The 20,834-nt window shown below is 59.8% G+C and carries 20 protein-coding genes; 14 read left to right on the top strand and 6 right to left on the bottom strand.

Going from position 1 to position 20,834, the window contains the following annotated elements; genetic code table 11:
* Positions 1 to 74: 74 nt before the first annotated feature.
* From AB9L16_RS19535 to AB9L16_RS19510, 6 genes are all read left to right on the top strand, one after another.
* Positions 75 to 1,376 carry an ABC transporter substrate-binding protein gene (locus tag AB9L16_RS19535; protein WP_024014061.1) on the top strand — a complete coding sequence of 434 codons (1,302 nt, stop codon included), beginning with the start codon at positions 75 to 77 and terminating at the stop codon, positions 1,374 to 1,376.
* Positions 1,377 to 1,590: 214 nt separating this feature from the next.
* Positions 1,591 to 2,499: a carbohydrate ABC transporter permease gene (locus AB9L16_RS19530; RefSeq protein ID WP_042607263.1), complete on the top strand. Its 909-nt coding sequence runs from the start codon at positions 1,591 to 1,593 to the stop codon at positions 2,497 to 2,499.
* Positions 2,492 to 3,337 carry a carbohydrate ABC transporter permease gene (locus AB9L16_RS19525; protein WP_039758116.1) on the top strand — a complete coding sequence of 282 codons (846 nt, stop codon included), beginning with the start codon at positions 2,492 to 2,494 and terminating at the stop codon, positions 3,335 to 3,337. Before AB9L16_RS19530 ends, AB9L16_RS19525 begins: the two co-directional genes overlap by 8 nt.
* Positions 3,338 to 3,339: 2 nt before the next feature.
* Positions 3,340 to 4,500: an ABC transporter ATP-binding protein gene (locus tag AB9L16_RS19520; protein WP_041479770.1), complete on the top strand. Its 1,161-nt coding sequence runs from the start codon at positions 3,340 to 3,342 to the stop codon at positions 4,498 to 4,500.
* Between the two features lie 193 nt (positions 4,501 to 4,693).
* Positions 4,694 to 6,043, top strand: a complete 1,350-nt coding sequence (locus AB9L16_RS19515) for a carbohydrate porin (protein ID WP_016773536.1) — start codon at positions 4,694 to 4,696, stop codon at positions 6,041 to 6,043.
* A 323-nt stretch (positions 6,044 to 6,366) separates the two neighbouring features.
* Positions 6,367 to 7,221, top strand: a complete 855-nt coding sequence (locus tag AB9L16_RS19510; protein ID WP_252876779.1) for a D-hexose-6-phosphate mutarotase — start codon at positions 6,367 to 6,369, stop codon at positions 7,219 to 7,221.
* A 207-nt stretch (positions 7,222 to 7,428) separates the two neighbouring features.
* On the opposite strand, the gene AB9L16_RS19505 is transcribed toward AB9L16_RS19510, so the two are convergent.
* Complete coding sequence (locus AB9L16_RS19505; RefSeq protein WP_169842436.1) at positions 7,429 to 8,289, bottom strand: MurR/RpiR family transcriptional regulator; 861 nt, start codon at positions 8,287 to 8,289, stop codon at positions 7,429 to 7,431.
* 226 nt (positions 8,290 to 8,515) lie between these two features.
* Here AB9L16_RS19505 and zwf point away from each other — a divergent pair, with 226 nt between their 5' ends.
* The 4 genes from zwf (at position 8,516) to AB9L16_RS19485 (ending at position 12,108) form a co-directional block, all read left to right on the top strand.
* Positions 8,516 to 9,982 (top strand): glucose-6-phosphate dehydrogenase, encoded by a 1,467-nt coding sequence (gene zwf, locus AB9L16_RS19500; protein WP_016773537.1) that lies wholly within the window; start codon positions 8,516 to 8,518, stop codon positions 9,980 to 9,982.
* Positions 9,969 to 10,682, top strand: a complete 714-nt coding sequence (gene pgl, locus AB9L16_RS19495; protein ID WP_056787964.1) for a 6-phosphogluconolactonase — start codon at positions 9,969 to 9,971, stop codon at positions 10,680 to 10,682. Before zwf ends, pgl begins: the two co-directional genes overlap by 14 nt.
* Before the next feature lie 17 nt (positions 10,683 to 10,699).
* The gene (locus tag AB9L16_RS19490) at positions 10,700 to 11,365 is read left to right on the top strand and encodes a bifunctional 4-hydroxy-2-oxoglutarate aldolase/2-dehydro-3-deoxy-phosphogluconate aldolase (RefSeq protein ID WP_056787965.1); all 666 of its coding nucleotides are present in this window, start codon (positions 10,700 to 10,702) and stop codon (positions 11,363 to 11,365) included.
* Between the two features lie 170 nt (positions 11,366 to 11,535).
* Positions 11,536 to 12,108, top strand: a complete 573-nt coding sequence (locus AB9L16_RS19485) for a hypothetical protein (protein ID WP_375122570.1) — start codon at positions 11,536 to 11,538, stop codon at positions 12,106 to 12,108.
* On the opposite strand, the gene AB9L16_RS19480 is transcribed toward AB9L16_RS19485, so the two are convergent.
* Positions 12,105 to 13,286, bottom strand: coding sequence for an aminotransferase class V-fold PLP-dependent enzyme (locus tag AB9L16_RS19480; RefSeq protein ID WP_150637503.1), 1,182 nt, complete (start codon positions 13,284 to 13,286; stop codon positions 12,105 to 12,107). The two genes, AB9L16_RS19485 and AB9L16_RS19480, sit on opposite strands and share 4 nt — an antisense overlap.
* 30 nt (positions 13,287 to 13,316) lie before the next feature.
* Positions 13,317 to 13,553 (bottom strand): DUF3820 family protein, encoded by a 237-nt coding sequence (locus AB9L16_RS19475; RefSeq protein ID WP_003227425.1) that lies wholly within the window; start codon positions 13,551 to 13,553, stop codon positions 13,317 to 13,319.
* A gap of 207 nt (positions 13,554 to 13,760) precedes the next feature.
* On the opposite strand from AB9L16_RS19475, the gene AB9L16_RS19470 reads away from it, so the two are divergent.
* The gene (locus AB9L16_RS19470; protein ID WP_375122569.1) at positions 13,761 to 14,228 is read left to right on the top strand and encodes a PA2169 family four-helix-bundle protein; all 468 of its coding nucleotides are present in this window, start codon (positions 13,761 to 13,763) and stop codon (positions 14,226 to 14,228) included.
* A gap of 140 nt (positions 14,229 to 14,368) precedes the next feature.
* Here the strand turns inward: AB9L16_RS19470 and AB9L16_RS19465 are convergent, their stop codons facing one another.
* Complete coding sequence (locus AB9L16_RS19465) at positions 14,369 to 14,839, bottom strand: MaoC family dehydratase (protein WP_003227420.1); 471 nt, start codon at positions 14,837 to 14,839, stop codon at positions 14,369 to 14,371.
* Positions 14,840 to 14,882: 43 nt separating this feature from the next.
* Entirely contained in the window at positions 14,883 to 15,827 is a 945-nt protein-coding gene (locus tag AB9L16_RS19460; RefSeq protein ID WP_095181493.1) for an alpha/beta hydrolase, read from the bottom strand.
* Between the two features lie 225 nt (positions 15,828 to 16,052).
* Here AB9L16_RS19460 and fadD2 point away from each other — a divergent pair, with 225 nt between their 5' ends.
* Both fadD2 and fadD1 read left to right on the top strand, forming a co-directional pair.
* On the top strand, positions 16,053 to 17,741 hold the full coding sequence (gene fadD2, locus AB9L16_RS19455) for a long-chain-fatty-acid--CoA ligase FadD2 (RefSeq protein ID WP_024014054.1): 1,689 nt from the start codon (positions 16,053 to 16,055) through the stop codon (positions 17,739 to 17,741).
* 347 nt (positions 17,742 to 18,088) lie between these two features.
* Positions 18,089 to 19,786, top strand: a complete 1,698-nt coding sequence (gene fadD1 / locus AB9L16_RS19450) for a long-chain-fatty-acid--CoA ligase FadD1 (RefSeq protein WP_024014053.1) — start codon at positions 18,089 to 18,091, stop codon at positions 19,784 to 19,786.
* Between the two features lie 252 nt (positions 19,787 to 20,038).
* Here fadD1 and AB9L16_RS19445 read toward each other — a convergent pair whose 3' ends face one another.
* Positions 20,039 to 20,416: a hypothetical protein gene (locus AB9L16_RS19445; RefSeq protein ID WP_016775519.1), complete on the bottom strand. Its 378-nt coding sequence runs from the start codon at positions 20,414 to 20,416 to the stop codon at positions 20,039 to 20,041.
* Positions 20,417 to 20,610: 194 nt separating this feature from the next.
* Here AB9L16_RS19445 and AB9L16_RS19440 point away from each other — a divergent pair, with 194 nt between their 5' ends.
* A complete protein-coding gene (locus AB9L16_RS19440) occupies positions 20,611 to 20,802 on the top strand; it encodes a CsbD family protein (RefSeq protein WP_041479186.1) in 192 nt (63 codons plus the stop codon).
* The last annotated feature ends 32 nt before the right edge of the window (positions 20,803 to 20,834 follow it).

The raw sequence follows: 20,834 nt of genomic DNA, 5'->3' as shown, positions 1-20,834 counted from the left end.
AACGCTCTGTTTAAACTCCGTGCAGCGCAAGCACCAGACTTGCAATGCATAACAACAAGAAAGGTACATCTCGAATGAATGCGATTTCTCGCCTCGCTACTGTCATTTCTGTCGCCTCCCTGTTCCCGCTCGCAATCCTGCCGCTCAGTGTCTCCGCCGCCGATTCCAAAGGTTCGGTCGAAGTCGTGCACTGGTGGACTTCCGGTGGCGAAAAAGCCGCTGTCGATGTGCTCAAGGCCCAAGTCGAAAAAGACGGTTTCACCTGGAAGGACGGCGCCGTTGCCGGTGGTGGCGGTGCGACTGCCATGACCGTGCTGAAAAGCCGTGCCGTTGCCGGCAACCCGCCAGGCGTAGCGCAGATCAAAGGCCCGGACATCCAGGAATGGGCGTCGACCGGCCTGCTCGACACCGACGTTTTGAAAGACGTCGCCAAGTCGGAAAAGTGGGACAGCCTGCTCGACAAGAAAGTCTCCGATACCGTGAAGTACGACGGTGATTACGTGGCCGTGCCGGTGAACATTCACCGCGTGAACTGGCTGTGGATCAATCCGGAAGTCTTCAAGAAAGCCGGCATCACCAAGAATCCAACCACCCTCGAAGAGTTCTACGCGGCCGGCGACAAGCTGAAAGCGGCGGGCTTCATTCCGCTCGCCCACGGCGGTCAGCCTTGGCAGGACAGCACCGTGTTCGAAGCCGTGGTGCTCTCGGTCATGGGCGTGGATGGCTACAAGAAAGCCCTGGTTGATCTCGACAACAAAGCGCTGACCGGCCCGGAAATGGTCAAGGCGCTCACTGAGCTGAAGAAAGTCGCGACCTACATGGACGCGGACGGCAAAGGCCAGGACTGGAACCTCGAAGCGGCCAAGGTCATCAACGGCAAGGCCGGCATGCAGATCATGGGTGACTGGGCCAAGTCCGAATGGACCGCCGCCAAGAAAGTCGCCGGCAAGGACTACGAGTGCGTAGCGTTCCCGGGCACCGACAAGGCGTTCACCTACAACATCGACTCGCTGGCCGTGTTCAAGCAGAAGGATGCAGGCACTGCGGCCGGTCAGCAGGACATCGCCAAAGTCGTGCTGGGTGAGAACTTCCAGAAAGTCTTCAGCATCAACAAAGGCTCGATCCCGGTGCGCAACGACATGTTGAACAACATGGACAAGCTCGGCTTCGACTCCTGCGCACAGACCGCTGCCAAGGACTTCCTGGCGGACGCCAAGTCCGGCGGCCTGCAACCAAGCATGGCGCACAACATGGCGACCACGCTGGCGGTGCAGGGCGCGTTCTTTGATGTCGTGACCAACTACATCAACGACCCGAAAGCCGACCCGGCCGATGCGGCGAAGAAACTCGGCGCGGCGGTTCAGTCGGCCAAGTAATGCTTGGCCCCTGTAGGAGTGAGCCTTTGTGGTGAGGGGATTCATCCCCGATGGGTTGCGAAGCGACCCCGGAAAGTTGCAGCGGTGCAGTGTCTGAAATACCGCATGTAATGATTTCGCGACTGCTGCGCAGTCGATCGGGGATAAATCCCCTCGCCACAGGGCTCACTCCTGCAAGGGAATGCTTTCGTAAACCCTTATTGTGGATTTCCCCATGAGTTCTGTTGCTGTGTTCAGCAAGGCCTCGCCGTTCGATGCATTGCAGCGCTGGCTACCGAAACTGGTGCTGGCGCCGAGCATGTTCATCGTGCTGGTGGGCTTCTATGGCTACATCCTGTGGACGTTCATTCTGTCGTTCACCACCTCGACCTTCCTGCCCAACTACAAGTGGGCCGGTCTGGCGCAATACGCGCGGTTGTTCGACAACGATCGTTGGTGGGTGGCGAGCAAGAACCTCGCCGTGTTCGGCGGCATGTTCATTGGTATCACCTTGGTGATCGGTGTGTTGCTGGCGGTGTTCCTCGATCAGCGCATCCGTCGCGAAGGCTTTATCCGCACCATTTACCTGTACCCGATGGCGCTCTCGATGATCGTCACCGGTACCGCATGGAAATGGCTGCTCAACCCGGGCATGGGCCTGGACAAATTGTTGCGTGACTGGGGCTGGGAAGGCTTCCGTCTGGACTGGCTGATCGACCCCGATCGCGTGGTCTACTGCCTGGTGATCGCCGCTGTGTGGCAAGCCTCGGGCTTCATCATGGCGATGTTCCTCGCCGGCCTGCGTGGCGTCGATCAATCGATCATCCGTGCGGCGCAGATCGACGGCGCGAGCATGCCGCGCATCTACTGGAAAGTCGTACTGCCAAGCCTGCGGCCGGTGTTCTTCAGTGCCGTGATGATCCTCGCGCACATCGCGATCAAGAGCTTCGACCTGGTTGCGGCAATGACCGCCGGTGGTCCGGGTTATTCCTCCGACCTGCCAGCGATGTTCATGTATTCCTTCACCTTCAGTCGCGGCCAGATGGGCATGGGCTCGGCCAGTGCGATTCTGATGCTCGGTGCGATCCTCGCGATCATCGTGCCTTACCTGTACTCCGAGCTGAGGACCAAGCGTAATGACTAGTCTTGCTGCCAAACCCGCTATCAGCTTGAGCCGCATCGCAATCTACGCGGTGCTGATCCTTGCGGTGTTTCTGTATCTGGTGCCGCTGGTGGTGATGTTGCTGACCAGCTTCAAGACCCCGGAAGACATCAGCACCGGCAACCTGCTGAGCTGGCCGACCGTGGTCAGCGGCATTGGCTGGGTCAAGGCCTGGGCCACGGTTGACGGCTACTTCTGGAACTCGATCAAGATCACCGTACCGGCCGTCATCATCTCCACCGCGATCGGTGCGTTGAACGGTTACGTGCTGTCGATGTGGCGCTTCCGTGGTTCGCAGTTGTTCTTCGGTCTGCTGCTGTTCGGCTGCTTCCTGCCGTTCCAGACTGTGCTGCTGCCGGCCTCGTTCACCCTCGGCAAGATGGGCCTGGCGAGCACTACCACCGGCCTGGTGTTCGTGCACGTGGTCTACGGTCTGGCGTTCACCACACTGTTCTTCCGCAACTACTACGTGAGCATTCCCGATGCGCTGGTCAAGGCTGCGCGTCTGGATGGCGCGGGTTTCTTCACGATTTTCCGCCGCATCATTCTGCCGATGTCGACGCCGATCATCATGGTCTGCCTGATCTGGCAGTTCACCCAGATCTGGAACGACTTCCTGTTCGGTGTGGTGTTCTCCAGCGGTGATTCGCAACCGATCACCGTGGCGCTGAACAACCTGGTCAACACCAGCACCGGCGCCAAGGAATACAACGTGGATATGGCAGCGGCGATGATCGCCGGCCTGCCGACCCTGCTGGTCTATGTGGTCGCAGGCAAGTATTTCGTGCGCGGGCTGACGGCCGGCGCGGTCAAGGGGTAATCATGGCTACGCTTGAACTTCGCAACGTAAACAAGACCTACGGGGCCGGCCTGCCGGACACCCTGAAGAACATCGAGCTGTCGATCAAGGACGGTGAATTCCTGATCCTCGTCGGCCCGTCGGGCTGCGGCAAATCGACCTTGATGAACTGCATCGCCGGTCTGGAAACCATCACCGGCGGCGCGATCATGATCGGTGATCAGGACGTCAGCGGCATGAGCCCCAAGGATCGCGACATCGCCATGGTGTTTCAGTCCTACGCGCTGTACCCGACCATGAGCGTGCGCGAGAACATCGAGTTCGGCCTGAAGATCCGCAAGATGCCGCAGGCGGCGATCGACGAAGAAGTCGCCCGCGTGGCCAAGCTGTTGCAGATCGAACACCTGCTCAATCGCAAACCGGGCCAGCTCTCCGGTGGTCAGCAACAGCGCGTGGCGATGGGCCGTGCACTGGCGCGGCGGCCGAAGATCTACCTGTTCGACGAACCGCTGTCGAACCTCGACGCCAAGCTGCGCGTCGAGATGCGTACCGAAATGAAACTGATGCACCAGCGTCTGAAAACCACCACGGTCTACGTGACCCACGACCAGATCGAAGCGATGACCCTGGGCGACAAGGTGGCGGTGATGAAGGACGGCATCATTCAGCAGTTCGGCACGCCGAAAGACATCTACAACGACCCGGCCAACCTGTTCGTCGCAAGCTTCATCGGTTCGCCACCGATGAACTTCATCCCCCTGCGCTTGCAGCGCAAGGACGGTCGCCTGCTGGCGCTGCTCGACAGCGGTCAGGCGCGTTGTGAATTGCCGATGAGCATGCAGGACGCCGGCCTCGAAGATCGCGAAGTAATCCTCGGCCTGCGCCCGGAGCAGATTGTTTTGGCGAATGGCGAGGGCAATGGTCTGCCGAGCATCCGCGCCGAAGTGCAGGTCACCGAACCGACCGGTCCGGACACGTTGGTGTTCGTCAATCTGAATGACACCAAGGTCTGCTGCCGACTGGCGCCGGACGTGGCACCGCAGGTGGGCGAAAGCCTGACGCTGCAGTTCGATCCATCGAAAGTGTTGTTGTTCGACGCCAATACCGGCGAGCGTCTGGGCGTTGCGGGCCAGGTGCAGACAGAGACCCGGTCGGCGAATGTGGCGCAGTTCAAAGGCCGCTGAAGTACAAAATGTGGGAGCGAGCCTGCTCGCGAAAGCGGTCTGACATCCAGCATTGATGTCGCCTGATACACCGCATTCGCGAGCAGGCTCGCTCCCACAGGGGGCAAGCAGTGCCCGGCCTGTCGAGCACTGCACTTTATGTAAACCGCGTTAGATAAAAACAGTTAATAACAATAAAGACGAGGATGTAGGGATGAAAAAGAAACACGTCAATGCCCGGTTGATCTGCCAGGTTTCTGCGGCAGCTGCACTGGTGCTGGCCGGTAATGCGATGGCGGCGGATGCGTTCAGCTCCGACTCCAAGTGGATGACCGGCGACTGGGGCGGCGAGCGCACCAAGCTGATCGAGCAGGGTATCGACATCAAGGCCGACTACGTTGGCGAGATGGGCGCCAACCTGAACGGCGGTTACAACGACGACAAGACTGCGCGTTACGCCGACCAGTTCGGTCTGGGCGTGGCCCTCGACCTGCAGAAGCTGTGGGGCTGGGACAACACCCAGGCGAAGATCCAGCTGACCAATCGTAACGGCTACAACATCTCCAACGACCGCGTTGGCGATCCGCGTGCCGGCACCCTCAGCTCCTCGCAGGAAGTCTACGGCCGTGGCCACATGGTGCGTCTGACCCAACTGTGGATTCAGCACCAGTTCTTCGACAACAAACTCGACGTCAAGGCCGGTTACTTCGGCGAAGGCGAAGACTTCAACACCTTCCCGTGCGACTTCCAGAACCTGGCGTTCTGCGGTTCGCAAGTGGGTAACTGGGCGACCAACATCTGGTACAACTGGCCCGTCAGCCAGGCCGCGATCCGTGTGAAGTACAACATCAACGACGAGCTCTACGCGCAGATCGGTGCGTACAACCAGAACCCGTCGCAACTGGAACACGGCAACGGCTTCAAGCTCAGCGGCAGCGGCACCAAAGGTACCGTGCTGCCGGTTGAATTGGTCTGGTCGCCGAAGGTCAACAGCCTGCCGGGCGAATACCGCGTCGGTTACTACAAGAGCACGGCCGATGCCGACGACGTTCGCGAAGACGTCAACGGTCTCGATGCGGCAACCACCGGTGATGACTACAAGTCGCACAACAGCAAAAGCGGTTACTGGTTCGTTGCGCAACAGCAACTCACCAGCCACAACGGTGATGCGACTCGCGGTCTGAACATCGCCGCCAACGCGACCTTCCACGACAAGGACACCAACTTCATCGACAACTACCAGTCGGTGATGTTTGTCTACAAAGGCCCGTTCGACGCGCGTCCGAAGGATGACATCGGTATCGGCGCGGCGCGTATCCACGTCAACAAGGACGTCAAGCGCAACGCTGAACTGCTGAACGCTGCCAACGGTGTGTCCGACTACGACAACGCCGCGTTCTCGCCGATTCGTGAGACCGAGTACAACTACGAGCTCAACTACGGCATCCACGTCACTAACTGGCTGACCGTGCGTCCCAACCTGCAATACATCACCCATCCGGGCGGTGTGGATGAAGTCGATAACGCTTTGGTCGCTGGCCTGAAAATTCAGTCAACGTTCTAACGCGTCTGCGATAAGCTCCTCTCTATGTGCGCATTTTGCGGACAGCCCAGGCTGTCCGCTTTTTTTTGTGACACAGGTCAGATGTGTTGCTTGATGATTTTTTGTGGCTGGAGAGCTTTTTGTGGCGAGGGGATTTAGCGAAACGTCGCACCGCCCCGCTGGGCTGCGAAGCGGCCCCAAAACCATCCACTGAGGTGTATCAGCGAGAGGCCGTTTTCCAGGTTTGCGACTGCTTCGCAGTCGAACGGGGATAAATCCCCTCGCCACAGTATTCAAGGGTCACAAAGGTAATTGTACCCCCATGATTTTCAGGACCGTAGCCAATGCATGAGCATCCGCTGCAACGCTTCTTCAAATCCCTGCGCGAGCGACCGGTGTTCGCCTGGGAGCGCTATCAGATGCGCGACGTGTTGGTGATCGATCATCCGCTGTGTCAGGCGGTGTTCAGTCGGCAGGGTGCGCAGTTGCTGCACTTTCAGCCGCGTGGGCAGAAGCCGTGGTTGTGGTGCGCGGCGAAGTGGCCGCATGTCGGCGCGATTCGCGGTGGCGTGCCGGTGTGCTGGCCGTGGTATGGCCGTCATCCGAGCGAAAACGCCTGGCCGTCCCATGGTTGGGCGCGACTGCTCGACTGGAAACTGCTCGACAGCAGCAGCGCCGAAGACGGCGTGCGCCTGCACTGGCAATTGCAGCTGTGCGATTGGCAGGTCGACTTGCACGCGCACCTGGGCGAACGCATGGAATTACGCCTGAGCACCGAGCATCAGGACGACATGCCGTGCCAGTTGAGCCAGGCTTTGCACGCTTACTGGCGTATAGGCGATGTTGGTGAGATAGCGCTGTCTGGGCTCGAAGGCGCTCAGGGTTATGACCAGTTGAATCGTCGGGTTTGCCAGCAGGAAGGCGAGTTGCGGGTCGATGGCGGCTGTCAGCGGGTGTTCCAGCATGACGGCGAATTGCAGCTCAAGGATCACGCCTGGCAGCGCGAGTTGTGCATCGATACCGGCGACAGCGGCGACACCGTCGTCTGGCATCCCGGCGCGCGGCCGTTACTGGGGGTAAGTTGGGACGAGATTTCCGAATTCGTCTGCGTGGAAGCAGCGGCGGGCGGCACGGACAGCCTGCACCTGGCGCCGGGGGAGAAGGCGCATTTGAGTTTGCAGGCGTGGGCGGCGGCTTAGTGCGTCAAGTACACCGATACCCTCACCCTAGCCCTCTCCCAGAGGGAGAGGGGACCGAATGGGGGATGCTCAAGAATTACGCCGACGTGAAAGTGCAGTTCTGAATCCATAATCGACTGGATATTTCAGGTCGATGTACCGCGCAAGACACCTCGGTCGGCTCCCTCTCCCTCCGGGAGAGGGCTGGGGTGAGGGGGCTTTTGATCTTTAGTTGAATTCATCCCCAACCGGATACCGGCTCGCATTCAAGCTCTCTTTGATCTTGCGCAGATGCGGCTGGAAATCCACGCCACGGCGCAGGGTCATTCCCGTTGCCAGCACATCCAGCACGGTCAACTGAATGATCCGCGAGGTCATCGGCATATAAATGTCGGTGTCTTCCGGCAGTGGAATGTTCAGGCTCAGGGTACTGGCTTTGGCCAGCGGTGAATTCTCCGCTGTCAGGCCCAAAACCGAAGCACCGTTCTCCCGGGCGATTCGCGCCACTTCCACCAGTTCGCGGGTACGCCCGGTGTAGGAAATGATCACGAACAGCTCGCCGGTGTGCGCCACCGAGGCAATCATCCGCTGCATCAGCACATCGGCGTGGGCAGTGACAGCGAGGTTGAAGCGGAAGAACTTGTGCTGCGCATCCAGCGCCACCGGGGCCGAAGCGCCGAGGCCGAAGAAGTGGATCTGCCGGGCCTGGATCAACAGGTCGACGGCGCGGCTGATCAGGTTTGGGTCGAGCGCCTGGCAAGCACTGTCCAGGGAAGCGATGGCGCTGCCGAAGATCTTCTGCGTGTACGCTTCGGGATTGTCGTCAGCCTCGACCGCACGGCTGACATACGCCGCGCCACTGGCCAGGCTCTGGGCCAATTGCAGCTTGAGTTCGGGATAGCCGCTGACACCGAACGAGCGGCAGAAACGGTTGACCGTCGGTTCGCTCACCGAGGCGGCCTGGGCGAGGGCGGCGATGCTGAAGCGGGTGGCCTGCTGCGGGTTGAGCAGAATCACCTCGGCGACCTTACGTTCGGCCTTGTTCAGCTCTTCAAGGCGACTCTGGATCTGTTCCAGTAAATTTCGCACGCGGTCCATATGGAATTCCTGATTCACCGACGCAGAGTTGCGTCGGGCTATGCAAATTGGGCCTTTGATATGGCCCGTGACGGTGGCCTATCCTACTGATGCGTCCGGGCGACCACCACTCGGATTGAGTATTCTGCGAAAATGTTGTGGTTATTACTACATTTTCCCTTGAGTGATGCCTTGAAAAAAGGTATTTGTAGCTTAACTTGATAAAAGAACAAACATCATGCCTTCCATTACGGTTGAACCGTGCACCTTTGCCTTGTTCGGCGCGCTTGGCGATCTGGCCCTGCGCAAGCTGTTTCCTGCCCTGTATCACCTTGACGGTGCCGACCTGCTGCACGAGGACACGCGCATCATCGCGCTGGCCCGTGAGCCCGGCAGCGAGCAGCAGCACATGGCGTTCATCGCCGCCGAATTGCGCCGTTATGTCGGCAAAGAGCTGAACGAAACCGTGGCCGAGCGCTTCCTCGCGCGCCTGACCTATCTGCATGTCGACTTCCTCAAGGCTGAGGATTACGTGGCGCTGGCGGAACTGGCCGGCAGCAGCCAGCGCATGATTGCCTACTTCGCCACCCCGGCGGCGGTGTACGGCGCTATCTGCGAGAACCTCGAGAAAGTCGGTCTGGCCGAAAATACCCGTGTAGTGCTGGAAAAACCGATCGGCTCTGACCTGGAGTCCTCGCGCAAGGTCAACGACGCAGTAGCGCAGTTCTTCCCGGAAGACCGCACCTACCGCATCGACCACTATCTGGGCAAAGAGACCGTTCAGAACCTGATCGCCCTGCGTTTCGCCAACAGCCTGTTCGAAACCCAGTGGAACCAGAATTACATCTCCCACGTGGAAATCACCGTGGCCGAGAAGGTCGGCATCGAAGGCCGCTGGGGCTATTTCGACAAGGCCGGCCAGCTGCGCGACATGATCCAGAATCACCTGTTGCAGCTGCTCTGCCTGATTGCCATGGACCCACCGGCCGACCTGTCCGCCGACAGCATCCGTGACGAAAAGGTAAAAGTGCTCAAGGCGCTGGCGCCGATCAGTCCGGAAGGCCTGACCACACAAGTGGTGCGCGGCCAGTACATCGCCGGCCACAGCGAAGGTAAATCCGTACCGGGTTACCTCGAAGAACCGAATTCCAATACCCAGAGTGACACCGAAACCTTCGTCGCCCTGCGTGCCGACATCCGCAACTGGCGCTGGGCCGGCGTGCCGTTCTACCTGCGTACCGGCAAGCGCATGCCGCAAAAGCTGTCGCAGATCGTCATCCACTTCAAGGAACCCTCGCACTACATCTTCGCCCCGGAGCAGCGCCTGCAGATCAGCAACAAACTGATCATCCGCCTGCAACCGGACGAAGGCATTTCCTTGCGCGTGATGACCAAAGAGCAGGGCCTGGACAAGGGCATGCAACTGCGCAGCGGCCCGCTGCAACTGAATTTCTCCGACACCTGGCGTAGCGCGCGGATCCCCGATGCCTACGAGCGGTTGTTGCTGGAAGTGATGAACGGCAATCAGAACCTGTTTGTCCGTAAAGATGAAATCGAAGCCGCGTGGAAATGGTGTGACCAGCTGATCGCCGGGTGGAAGAAATCCGGTGACGCGCCCAAGCCGTATGCGGCCGGGTCGTGGGGGCCGATGAGCTCCATTGCTTTGATCACGCGGGACGGGAGGTCGTGGTATGGCGATATCTGATGTGCAACTGCCGACGGGTGTGACTGCCCGCGAATTCAACAGCCCGGTGCTGCTGGCTGAAGGCCTGGCGCTGAACGTTGCCAAGCAACTGAGCGAGGCCATTGCCGCGCGCGGCAACGCGGTGCTGGTGGTGTCCGGCGGGCGCAGCCCGGTAGCGTTTTTCCAGCACCTGGCCAAGCAGGAGCTGGACTGGTCGAAGGTCGTTGTGACCCTGGCCGACGAACGCTGGGTACCGGTGGAACATGCCGACAGCAATGCCGGCCTGCTCAAGCAGTATCTGCTTAAAGGCCCGGCAGCCAAGGCGCAGTTCCTCAGCCTCTACAGCGCGGCGGCCAACGTCGAGCAGGCTGCTGAACAGGCCGATCGTCTGCTCGGCGAACTGCCGCCGATCGACGTGCTGGTGCTGGGCATGGGCGATGACGGCCACACCGCATCGCTGTTCCCCGACAGCCCGAACCTCGCCGAAGCCCTGCAAGCCGATGGCACGCGCCGTTGCTGGCCGATGCTGGCGCCAAGCGTGCCGCGTCAGCGCCTGACCATGAGCCGCGCGCTGCTGGCCTCGGCCCGGCACAAGATTCTGTCGATTTCCGGTCAATCGAAACTGACCACCCTGAATGCCGCGCTGGCATCCGATGACGTTGCGGCCATGCCGGTGCGCGCGTTTCTGCAACCTACGTTAGAGATTTACTGGTGCCCATGAGCCAAGGAACAGCCGCTATGACAACCCCATCCCCGACCGTTTCCATGGCGGACAAAGTTGCCCTGATCGACAGTCTCTGCGCCAAGGCGCGGATCCTGCCGGTGATCACCATCGCTCGCGAACAGGACGTGCTGCCGCTGGCCGACGCCCTCGCCGCCGGTGGCCTGACTGCGCTAGAAGTGACCCTGCGTTCGCAGTTCGGCCTCAAGGCCATTCAGATCCTGCGCGAACAGCGCCCCGAGCTGATGACCGGTGCCGGCACCGTGCTTGACCGCAACATGCTAGCGGCGGCTGAAGCGGCAGGCTCGCAGTTCATTGTTACCCCGGGCATCACCCGCGACCTGCTCGAAGCCAGCGTCGACAGCCCGATTCCGCTGTTGCCGGGCATCAGCAACGCCTCGGGGATCATGGAAGGCTACGGTCTGGGCTATCGCCGCTTCAAGCTGTTCCCGGCGGAAGTCAGCGGTGGCGTGGCGGCAATCAAGGCCCTCGGCGGCCCGTTCGGCGAAGTGAAATTCTGCCCGACTGGCGGCGTCGGCCCGGCCAATATCAAGAGCTACATGGCGCTGAAAAACGTCATGTGCGTGGGCGGTAGCTGGATGCTTGATCCGGAGTGGATCAAGAACGGCGACTGGTCCCGCATTCAGGAATGCACCGCCGAGGCCCTGGCGCTGCTGGACTGATTGTTACCCGACACTTCGTTGTGTGCTTTACGGCTTTATGGTGCGCTTGGTCGGCGCACCTTTTTTTTGCGCTGAAAAAACTGCCGATACATGCGGCGATACATAGTTACTGCACGCTGACTTTTTCACGGGGTTAACCTGCGTTCATCTTATGGAAGAGAGAACGCCTCATGGACGACCTTCAGTCTCTGACCCTTACGCCACAATCCCCTTATCAACCGAAGCAACTTCCCCTCGGCCGCCCCGCAGCTGAATCTCAAGTGCGCAATATCAGCCAGGGGGTCGAAGGCCTGCCGTTGATCCTGCGTCTGTCGCTGGTCGATGCGATGACCAGCGAGCCGGTCATCGGCGCGCTGGTGCGCATCCAACAGCGTGTCGATGGCGACACCAGCCTGGGCGGCAGTCAATCGACCGACAGCCATGGCATCGTCCGTTTCACCAGTGTCTATCCGGACCGACTGGCGCACGGCGCTGCTTGCCTGAAACTGAACGTATTCATTCCCGGCGACGAAGCAGGAGCGCAAGCTCACCACGAGGCCTGGGCCGGCACCTTGCACCTGCCCGGTCGCTGCGGCTGTGAAGGTGCCGCCGAGGACGCCTTGCGGTTGGTGTTGCAGCCGATCGCCGGCGCCGATCTTGAAGACGGTGCCTTCGCCTGCCAGACCCTCGGCATCGACACCTTCGCCGTGTCGTCGCAGCTTGGCCTGGAAGGCTACGAAAAAAACTCCGGAGCGCCGTTCTAGCGCAGTTGGTCCAGCGCCCGAACCAACTGCTCCATCTCGCCAGCCGTGGTGGTCAGCCCCGGGGTGATGCGAATGCACGGCCCGCACGCGGCGCCGGTGCGCACCACGGTGAACAGGTTGAACTCTCTGAGCAGACGCTCGGCCATGGCCTGCTGATCGGCATGCCGGGTGAAGCGCAGCGCGGTGATCCCGCAATACAGTTGCGGGTCGTCCGGCGTCAGCACCTCGATGCCCGGCAGGTGCCGGACCCGGCTGACCCACAGGTTGCGCAGGTAACTCAGGCGTGGGCTTTTGGCGGCGGCGCCGCCGAGCGCGTCGTGCTCTTCGAACACCAGCGGCAAGGTCATCAGCGCCGGGATGTTCGGCGTGCTGTACGAGGTCCGCGCGCGAATATCGCTGACCGGGTAATGCATCTCGCCCATGTCCGGATCGATATCAGCCAGACGCTGCGGGGCGATATAGATGAAGCCAAGGGTCAGCGGCGCGCCGATCCATTTGTGCAGGTTGTAACCGGCGAAAGCGATGCCCAACGCTTGCAGGTCGAATTCAATCTGGCCGAGGGCGTGGGCACCGTCGAGGATGATGTCGACGCCATGCTCTTTGGCCAATGCGGCGATGGCCTGCACCGGCATGACCAGACCGGTGCGATGGGTGACGTGGGTCAGGGCCATCAGTTTGAGTTTTGGATGGCGGACGAAAGCCTCGCGGTAGCTTTCCAGCAGGCTGTCGAAACTGGCGGGATGGTGGTGGGCAATTTCGATGACCTCCACGCCACGCTGCTTCGCCAGCCAGCGCATGGCGCCCTTGACCGTGTCGTACTCGAGGTCGCAGATCAGTACCTGATCACCCGGTTGCAGACGATTGTAATTGCGGATCAGCGATTGCAGGCCTTCGGTGGCATTGCGGGTCAGGGCCACGCTTTGCGCGCGGACGCCAATCAGTTCGGCCAGTTGCGCGCGGATCTCGAGGTTGTCGTGCTGTTCAAAGCGCTGGCGTGCATAAATCGAGTTGCTGGCGTTGATCAGCTCGATGTTGCGCTGGTATTCCTCGATCACTGTGCGCGACATGCGCCCGAAGTAACCGTTTTCCAGGTTGACCGGGCCGGGCTGCACATCGTATCGGTCGGCAAAGGTTTGCCAGAAGGCTTCGTCACGGGCGCGGCGGGTGTTGTCAGGCATGGTCGGCAAGGCTCAAGAGGGAAGGGCGCGTCAGTGGCGCGGGGCGGGTTTGCCGTGTTTGGCGCGCAGCGGCTCGAGCAGGTCGGACAGGCCGTTATGGTCAATCTCCTGCATCAGCGCCAGCAGGCCACCGAGTTCACCGTGGGGAAAGCCTTCACGGGCAAACCAGTTCAGATAGGGGCCAGGCAGGTCGGCAATGATCCGCCCTTTGTACTTGCCGAAGGGCATTTCGCGGGTGATCAGTAGTTCGAGTTTTTCCGGATTCATCAGCACGCTTCAATCGATTCACATCACAGCCTGGAAAATACAGGCATTCTGCATGCAGGCCAAATGACAGATCATGCAAAAAACCAGCATGCAGATGGTTCAATCTTTTTTAAGTTGTTGAAAGTAAAGGTTTTTTATTCGATTAAAAAGCTGGCACGCACACTGCAATATCCCTTGCATCTTCAACCCATCGCAAGGAATTGAAAAATGACCGACATGAATAAAGAAGCCATTTCTGTACTCAACGACCTGATTGAAACCTGCAAGGACGGTCAGGAAGGGTTCAAGACTTGCGCTGAAGACATCAAGCACCCAGAACTGAAAACCCTGTTCGTGACTCGCTCCGCTGATTGCGCCGCTGCCGCAGCTGAGCTGCAAGCGGCCGTTCGTTCGCTGGGCGGCGATCCGGAAACTTCCACCAGCGTGAGCGGTGACCTGCACCGTCGCTGGGTCGACGTGAAAGCCATGTTCACCGGCAAAGACGAAGAGGCTGTGCTGAACGAAGCCGAGCGCGGTGAAGACCATGCCCTGAAGGCTTACAAAGAAGCGCTGGAAAAAATCACCAAGCACAATCTGGTGGGTATTCGTGACCTGGTTGAGCGTCAGTACCACGGCGTACAGCGCAACCACGACCAGGTGAAAGCCCTGCGTAATCAGGCTCGTGCGAACTCGTAAGAGTTAGTCGGCTGAAAAAAAACGCCAGCTTGTCTGGCGTTTTTTGTGCGCGTCTGGAAAGCAAAGATCGCAGCCTGCGGCAGCTCCTACAGGGGAATGAATTCCAAAGTAGGAGCTGCCGCAGGCTGCGATCTTTTCGATCAACCGATACTGATCGCCGGCAATGTCGGCAACGTCACCGTCTGCTGTTTACGTGGCGCGAGAATCTCCGCTTCACCATCCACTACCAATTCATCACGCTGATTGAACACGCGAGTGGCAATGCGCACGCGGAATTTCGGCAGTTTCTCCAGAATCTCCAGGCGCACTGTCAGCGTGTCGCCGATCTTCACCGGCTTCTGAAAGCTCATCTGCTGACCGATATAAATGGTGCCCGGCCCAGGCAATTCGCATGCAACGGCGGCGCTGATCAGCGCACCGCTGAACATGCCGTGGGCGATGCGTTCCTTGAACATGCTGGCGGCGGCAAACTCGGCGTCCAGATGCACCGGGTTGTGGTCGCCTGACATCGCGGCGAACAGCTGAATGTCGCGCTCTTCGACAGTCTTGCTGTAGCTGGCGGTCTGGCCGACTTCGAGGGCTTCGTAAGGGATGTTGGTAACCTGGGTCATCGGTTTCGATTCCTGTGACGGATTTCAGTCAATCCACAAAAAATTATTCGCTGCGCTGCGGGCGCCGGTGGCTCAGGGCTTGGTCGATCCAGGCGAGCACATCGGTGGTCACTTCGTCGCGATTACTTTCATTGAACAATTCGTGCCGGGCCTGCGGGTAGATCTTCAGTTGCAGGTGCTGGCTGCCGGCCCTGCGCAAGGCATTGGCCAGATCTGTCAGACGCTTGCCCTCGCTCACCGGATCACATTCGCCGCCAATCACCAGCAGCGGCAGGCCCGGATCGATCTGCGCGAGATTGGACGCTTTGCTGATTTGCTGCAAGCCGCCGAGCAGGTCGACCCACAGCTGATTGGTGCAGCGAAAGCCGCATAACGGGTCGGCGGCGTATTTGTCGACCTCGGCCGGATCGCGGCTCAGCCAGTCGAAACGGGTGCGCACCGGTTTGAATTTATTGTTGAACGAGCCGAACGACAGCCACTCGATCAACGCACTGCGGCCCTTGCCGCCCTGGCGCAGTTTTTCCAGCCGGGCTATTTGCCGCGCGATGCGATAGAGGGCCACCGGCTGGAAATTCGAGCCGCTGAGAATCGCCCCGTGCAGACTGGCGCTGTGGTGCAACAAATAGCCTTGGGCGATGTAGCTGCCCATGCTGTGGCCGAGGAGGATGATCGGCACGCCGGGATGTTGCTGGCCGATGTGCTGGTTGAGGCTGGCCAGATCGCCAACGACCTTGCACCAGCCGTCGTCATCGGCGAAATGGCCAAGGGTGCCGTTGTCGGCGGTGCGACCATGGCCGCGCAGATCCGGGGCGTACACGCCATAGTCTTTGTCGCAAAACGTGTCGGCGAGCCGCGCGTAGCGAGCGCTGTGTTCGGCCATACCATGGGCCAGCAGAATCACCGCTTTCAATGGCGTGGCCGGTAGCCAGCGGTTGACGTACAGGCGGCTGCGGTCACTCGCGTCCAGCCAGAAGGTGTCGTGGGTCATGGCGATTCCTTTGCTCAGCATCGCCACAGTGTATAGCGCGTCTGATCAGCTCACGCCACGGCAGGAAGATTCACGGGATCAATGAGGGCTTGCGTCATATTTGCCTCAATGGCCATAGCTGCTAGTGTCCGTGAAGCTCCGCTTTGTGCTTTTCGCCTTCCATGGACGAAGCAGAAACGACAGAAAGCGGCTCCCGGATCGGCTCAGGTAAAGAGGACAAGAACAATGCAACCTGATTTCTGGAATGACAAACGCCCGGCCGGCGTACCGCTGGACATCGACATGGGCGAGTTCAAGTCGGTCATCGAAGTGTTTGAGCGTTCCTGCAAGAAGTTCGCTGACCGCCCGGCGTTCAGCAGCATGGGCATCACCCTGACCTACGCCGAACTCGAACGCCAGAGTGCGGCGTTCGCCGGTTACCTGCAGGCCCATACCGATCTGGTGCCGGGGGATCGCATTGCGGTGCAGATGCCCAACGTCCTGCATTATCCGATTGCCGTGTTCGGCGCGCTGCGCGCCGGGCTGATCGTGGTCAACACCAACCCGCTCTATACGCCGCGCGAGATGCGCCACCAGTTCAAGGATTCCGGCGCACGCGCGCTGGTCTACCTGAATCTGTTCGGGCAGAAAGTCCAGGAAGTGCTGCCCGACACCGACATCCAATATTTGATCGAAGCGAAGATGGGCGACCTGATGCCCACCGCCAAAGGCTGGCTGGTCAACACCGTGGTCAGCAAAGTGAAGAAACTGGTTCCCGAGTATTCGCTGCCGCAAGCGACCTCGTTCAAAAGCGCGCTGCGCATGGGGCGTGGTCTGGGCATCAAGCCGCTGAACGTCGGCCTCGATGACATCGCCGTGCTGCAATACACCGGCGGCACTACCGGCCTGGCCAAGGGCGCGATGCTCACCCACGGCAATCTGGTGGCGAACATGCAGCAGGTGCGCGCCTGTCTGGCTCAGCTCGGCCCGGATGGTCAGCCGCTGTTGCGCGAAGGCCAGGAGGTGATGATCGCGCCGCTGCCGCTGTACCACATCTATGCCTTCACCGCGAATTGCATGTGCATGATGGTCTCGGGCAACCACAACGTGTTGATCTCCAATCCGCGTGACATCGCCGGCTTCATCAAGGAACTGAAGAACTGGCGCTTCTCGGCGCTACTGGGTTTGAACACCTTGTTCGTCGCGCTGATGGATCACCCTGACTTCAAGACCCTGGATTTCTCCAGCCTGAAGCTGACCAACTCCGGCGGCACCGCGCTGGTCAAGGCCACCGCCGAGCGCTGGGAGCAGATGACCGGTTGCCGTATCACCGAAGGCTACGGCCTGACCGAGACCTCGCCAGTGGCGTGCACCAATCCTTACGGCGATCAGTCGCGCCTGGGCACTGTAGGCCTGCCGGTGCCGGGCACGCTGGTGAAGATCATCAACGATGACGGCGTCGAACAGCCACTGGGCGAACGCGGCGAGCTGTGCATCAAAGGCCCGCAGATCATGAAGGGCTACTGGAACAAACCCGAAGCCACCGCCGAAGTGCTCGATGCCGAAGGCTGGTTCAAGTCCGGTGATATCGCCGTGATCGACCCGGACGGTTTTGTGCGCATCGTCGATCGCAAGAAGGACATGATCATCGTCTCCGGCTTCAACGTTTATCCCAACGAAATCGAAGACGTGGTCATGGCCCACCCGAAAGTCGCTAACTGCGCGGTGATCGGCGTGCCGGACGAGCGTTCGGGAGAGGCGGTGAAGCTGTTTGTGGTAGCGCGGGAGAGCGGGGTCAGCCTGGAAGAGCTGAAGGCTTACTGCAAAGAGAATTTCACGGCCTACAAGGTGCCGAAGCACATCGTGCTGCGTGAGTCGTTGCCGATGACGCCTGTAGGGAAAATTCTGCGGCGCGAGTTGCGGGATATCGCATAAAGGTTACGAGCGAAAAGATCGCAGCCTTCGGCAGCTCCTACAGGAAACGCATTCCAAATGCAGGAGCTGCCGAAGGCTGCGATCTTTGCTTTTACACCCCATGACTACGGGGCTTTCACAGGGTAATAGGATTTTTGCTCTAAAATGACCGCTGGCAAGTCTTGAGTCATCAATATGACTGTAGGGGCCTCTTTTGGCTCTGGTCGACCCTTGGCAAAGCTGCTACTCTCGGCGCGCTTTGTGACTTCTCGGCCTGTAAAACGCCGGATTCACCAATACAAAACACACACCAATAATAATCGCATCAAATGCGGTGAAGAATTCGCGTTGCTGAGGAGTGGGCTTCCATGATCGAAGACTTTTGGAAGGATAAGTACCCGGCTGGAATCGCAGCCGAGATCAATCCAGACGAGTATCCGAACATTCAGGCAGTGTTGAAGCAATCCTGCCAACGCTTCGCCAACAAACCGGCTTTCAGCAACCTCGGCAAGACAATCACCTACGGTGAGCTGTACGAGCTGTCCGGGGCCTTTGCCGCGTATCTGCAACAGCATACCGACTTGCAGCCCGGTGATCGAATCGCCGTGCAACTGCCCAACGTCCTGCAGTACCCGGTCGCGGTCTTCGGTGCCATTCGCGCCGGGCTGATCGTGGTCAACACCAACCCGCTGTACACCGCGCGGGAAATGGAACACCAATTCAACGACTCCGGCGCCAAGGCCCTGGTGTGCCTGGCGAACATGGCGCACCTGGCCGAAGCCGTGGTGCCGAAGACCGGCGTCAAGCACGTCATCGTCACCGAAGTCGCCGACTTGCTGCCGCCGATCAAGCGCCTGCTGATCAACAGCGTCATCAAGTACGTGAAGAAAATGGTCCCGGCCTATCACTTGCCCAAAGCCATCAAGTTCAACGACGTTCTGAGCAAGGGCCACGGCCAGCCAGTGGCCGAAGCCAACCCGGACAGCGGCGATGTCGCGGTGCTGCAATACACCGGCGGCACCACCGGCGTGGCCAAGGGCGCGATGCTCACGCACCGCAACCTGGTCGCCAACATGCTGCAATGCAAGGCGCTGATGGGCTCCAACCTCAACGAAGGCTGCGAGATCCTGATCACGCCGCTGCCGCTGTATCACATCTATGCGTTCACCTTTCATTGCATGGCGATGATGCTGATCGGCAACCACAACATCCTGATCAGCAACCCGCGCGACCTGCCGGCGATGGTCAAGGAACTGTCGAAGTGGAAGTTCAGCGGTTTCGTCGGTCTGAACACGCTGTTCGTGGCGCTGTGCAACAACGAAGGTTTCCGCAAACTGGATTTCTCCGCGCTGAAAGTTACCCTGTCCGGCGGCATGGCCCTGCAACTGGCGGCGGCCGAGCGCTGGAAAGCCGTGACCGGTTGCGCCATCTGCGAAGGCTACGGCATGACCGAAACCAGCCCGGTGGCCACGGTCAACCCGATTCAGCACATCCAGATCGGCACCATCGGCATTCCGGTGCCGTCGACCCTGTGCAAAGTCATCGACGATGCCGGTGTCGAGCAGCCGCTGGGCGAAATCGGCGAGCTGTGCGTCAAAGGCCCGCAAGTGATGAAGGGCTACTGGCAGCGTCAGGAAGCCACCGATGAAATGCTCGACAGCGACGGCTGGCTGAAAACCGGTGACATCGCGCTGATCCAGCCGGACGGCTACATGCGCATCGTCGATCGCAAGAAAGACATGATTCTGGTGTCTGGCTTCAACGTCTATCCGAACGAACTGGAAGATGTGCTGGCGACTTTGCCGGGCGTGTTGCAGTGCGCGGCGATCGGTGTGCCGGACGAGAAATCGGGTGAGGCGATCAAGATTTTCATCGTCGCCAAACCGGGCGTGACCCTGACCAAAGAGCAGGTCATGGACCACATGCGCGCCAACGTTACCGGCTACAAAGTGCCGCGCTCGGTGGAATTCCGCGATGCGCTGCCGACCACCAACGTCGGCAAGATCCTGCGCCGCGAGTTGCGGGATGAAGAGCTGAAGAAGATCAAGGCCAAGTCTGCCGCGTAAATAAAAAGCCCCGCAGATGCGGGGCTTTTTGTTGGGAAAGATTGGTGATTTGCAGCGTCTGGTAAATCCTACCCCCTCACCCCAACCCTCTCCCCCAAGGGGGCGAGGGGGAAGGGAGCCGATCTTCAAACTTTTCAGAACCTGAGTTCGGCTCGATATTTCAGGTCGGCGTATTCCGTAAGAACAACCCGGTCGGTCCCCTCTCCCTCTGGGAGAGGGCTAGGGTGAGGGGAAGGGCTGACGCCACAAATCCTACTGACGAAACGGCGCAAAATTCACGTTGGTCCCCGCCGGTCGCATGTCCTGCAGATAAGAATCCTTGTCCGCACTCAATTCCAGGCTCAGCGCCGCCTTGCGCTTGCCTTCGTTGCGAATCACCAGGCCTTCGAGCTTTTCGCGCAGGAACACCGTGGGCACTTTCAGGTGCAGCAACTCATCGGTGGCCGGGGTGTGCAGCAGCAAGTGAATCCACTCGTACTGACCGATGGCCAGACGCGATACCGGCAGGTCGAACCACCAGATATTGCGGTTGCGGTTCAGTTCGGCGAAGTGGCAGTTGTTGGTGCCGAGCACGGCGCCGCCCAGTTCCTGGTTGCGACGGGCGATGGCCTGGGTTTTATTGAGCTTCATGACATTCCTGCGAATCGGTGTGCCGGGCTCAGCGCCCGTAGGCTGAGCATTCTCGGGGCAACGCCGGCAAACATAAAGCGCAACCTGCGCGCCACGACGAAATGCCGGCAAAATAAATGAAACTCGGCGCAAAGCGCACCGGTCAATCGTTACGTAATGACTTTTCTTCCCTATATGCATCACGGAGAAACACCATGAGTAGCACAGGCGATAAAGTAAAAGGCATGGCCAACGAAGCCGTCGGTAACGTCAAGCAAGGCGTCGGCAAGGTCACTGACAACGACAAGCTGCGCGCCGAAGGCAAGGTTCAAGAGAAAAAAGGCGAAGCCCAGCAAGCGGTTGGCAACGCCAAGGACGCGGTGAAAAAAGGCGTCGACAAGGCGTAAGCGAGCCTTGAACGAATCACACGAGCGGCCAT

It is taken from the genome of Pseudomonas sp. LW8 (genome assembly GCF_041956865.1).
GTDB classification, from domain to species: domain Bacteria; phylum Pseudomonadota; class Gammaproteobacteria; order Pseudomonadales; family Pseudomonadaceae; genus Aquipseudomonas; species Aquipseudomonas siliginis.
Note: the sequence above shows the minus strand (reverse complement) of the source record. Positions and strands in the feature narration are given on the sequence as shown.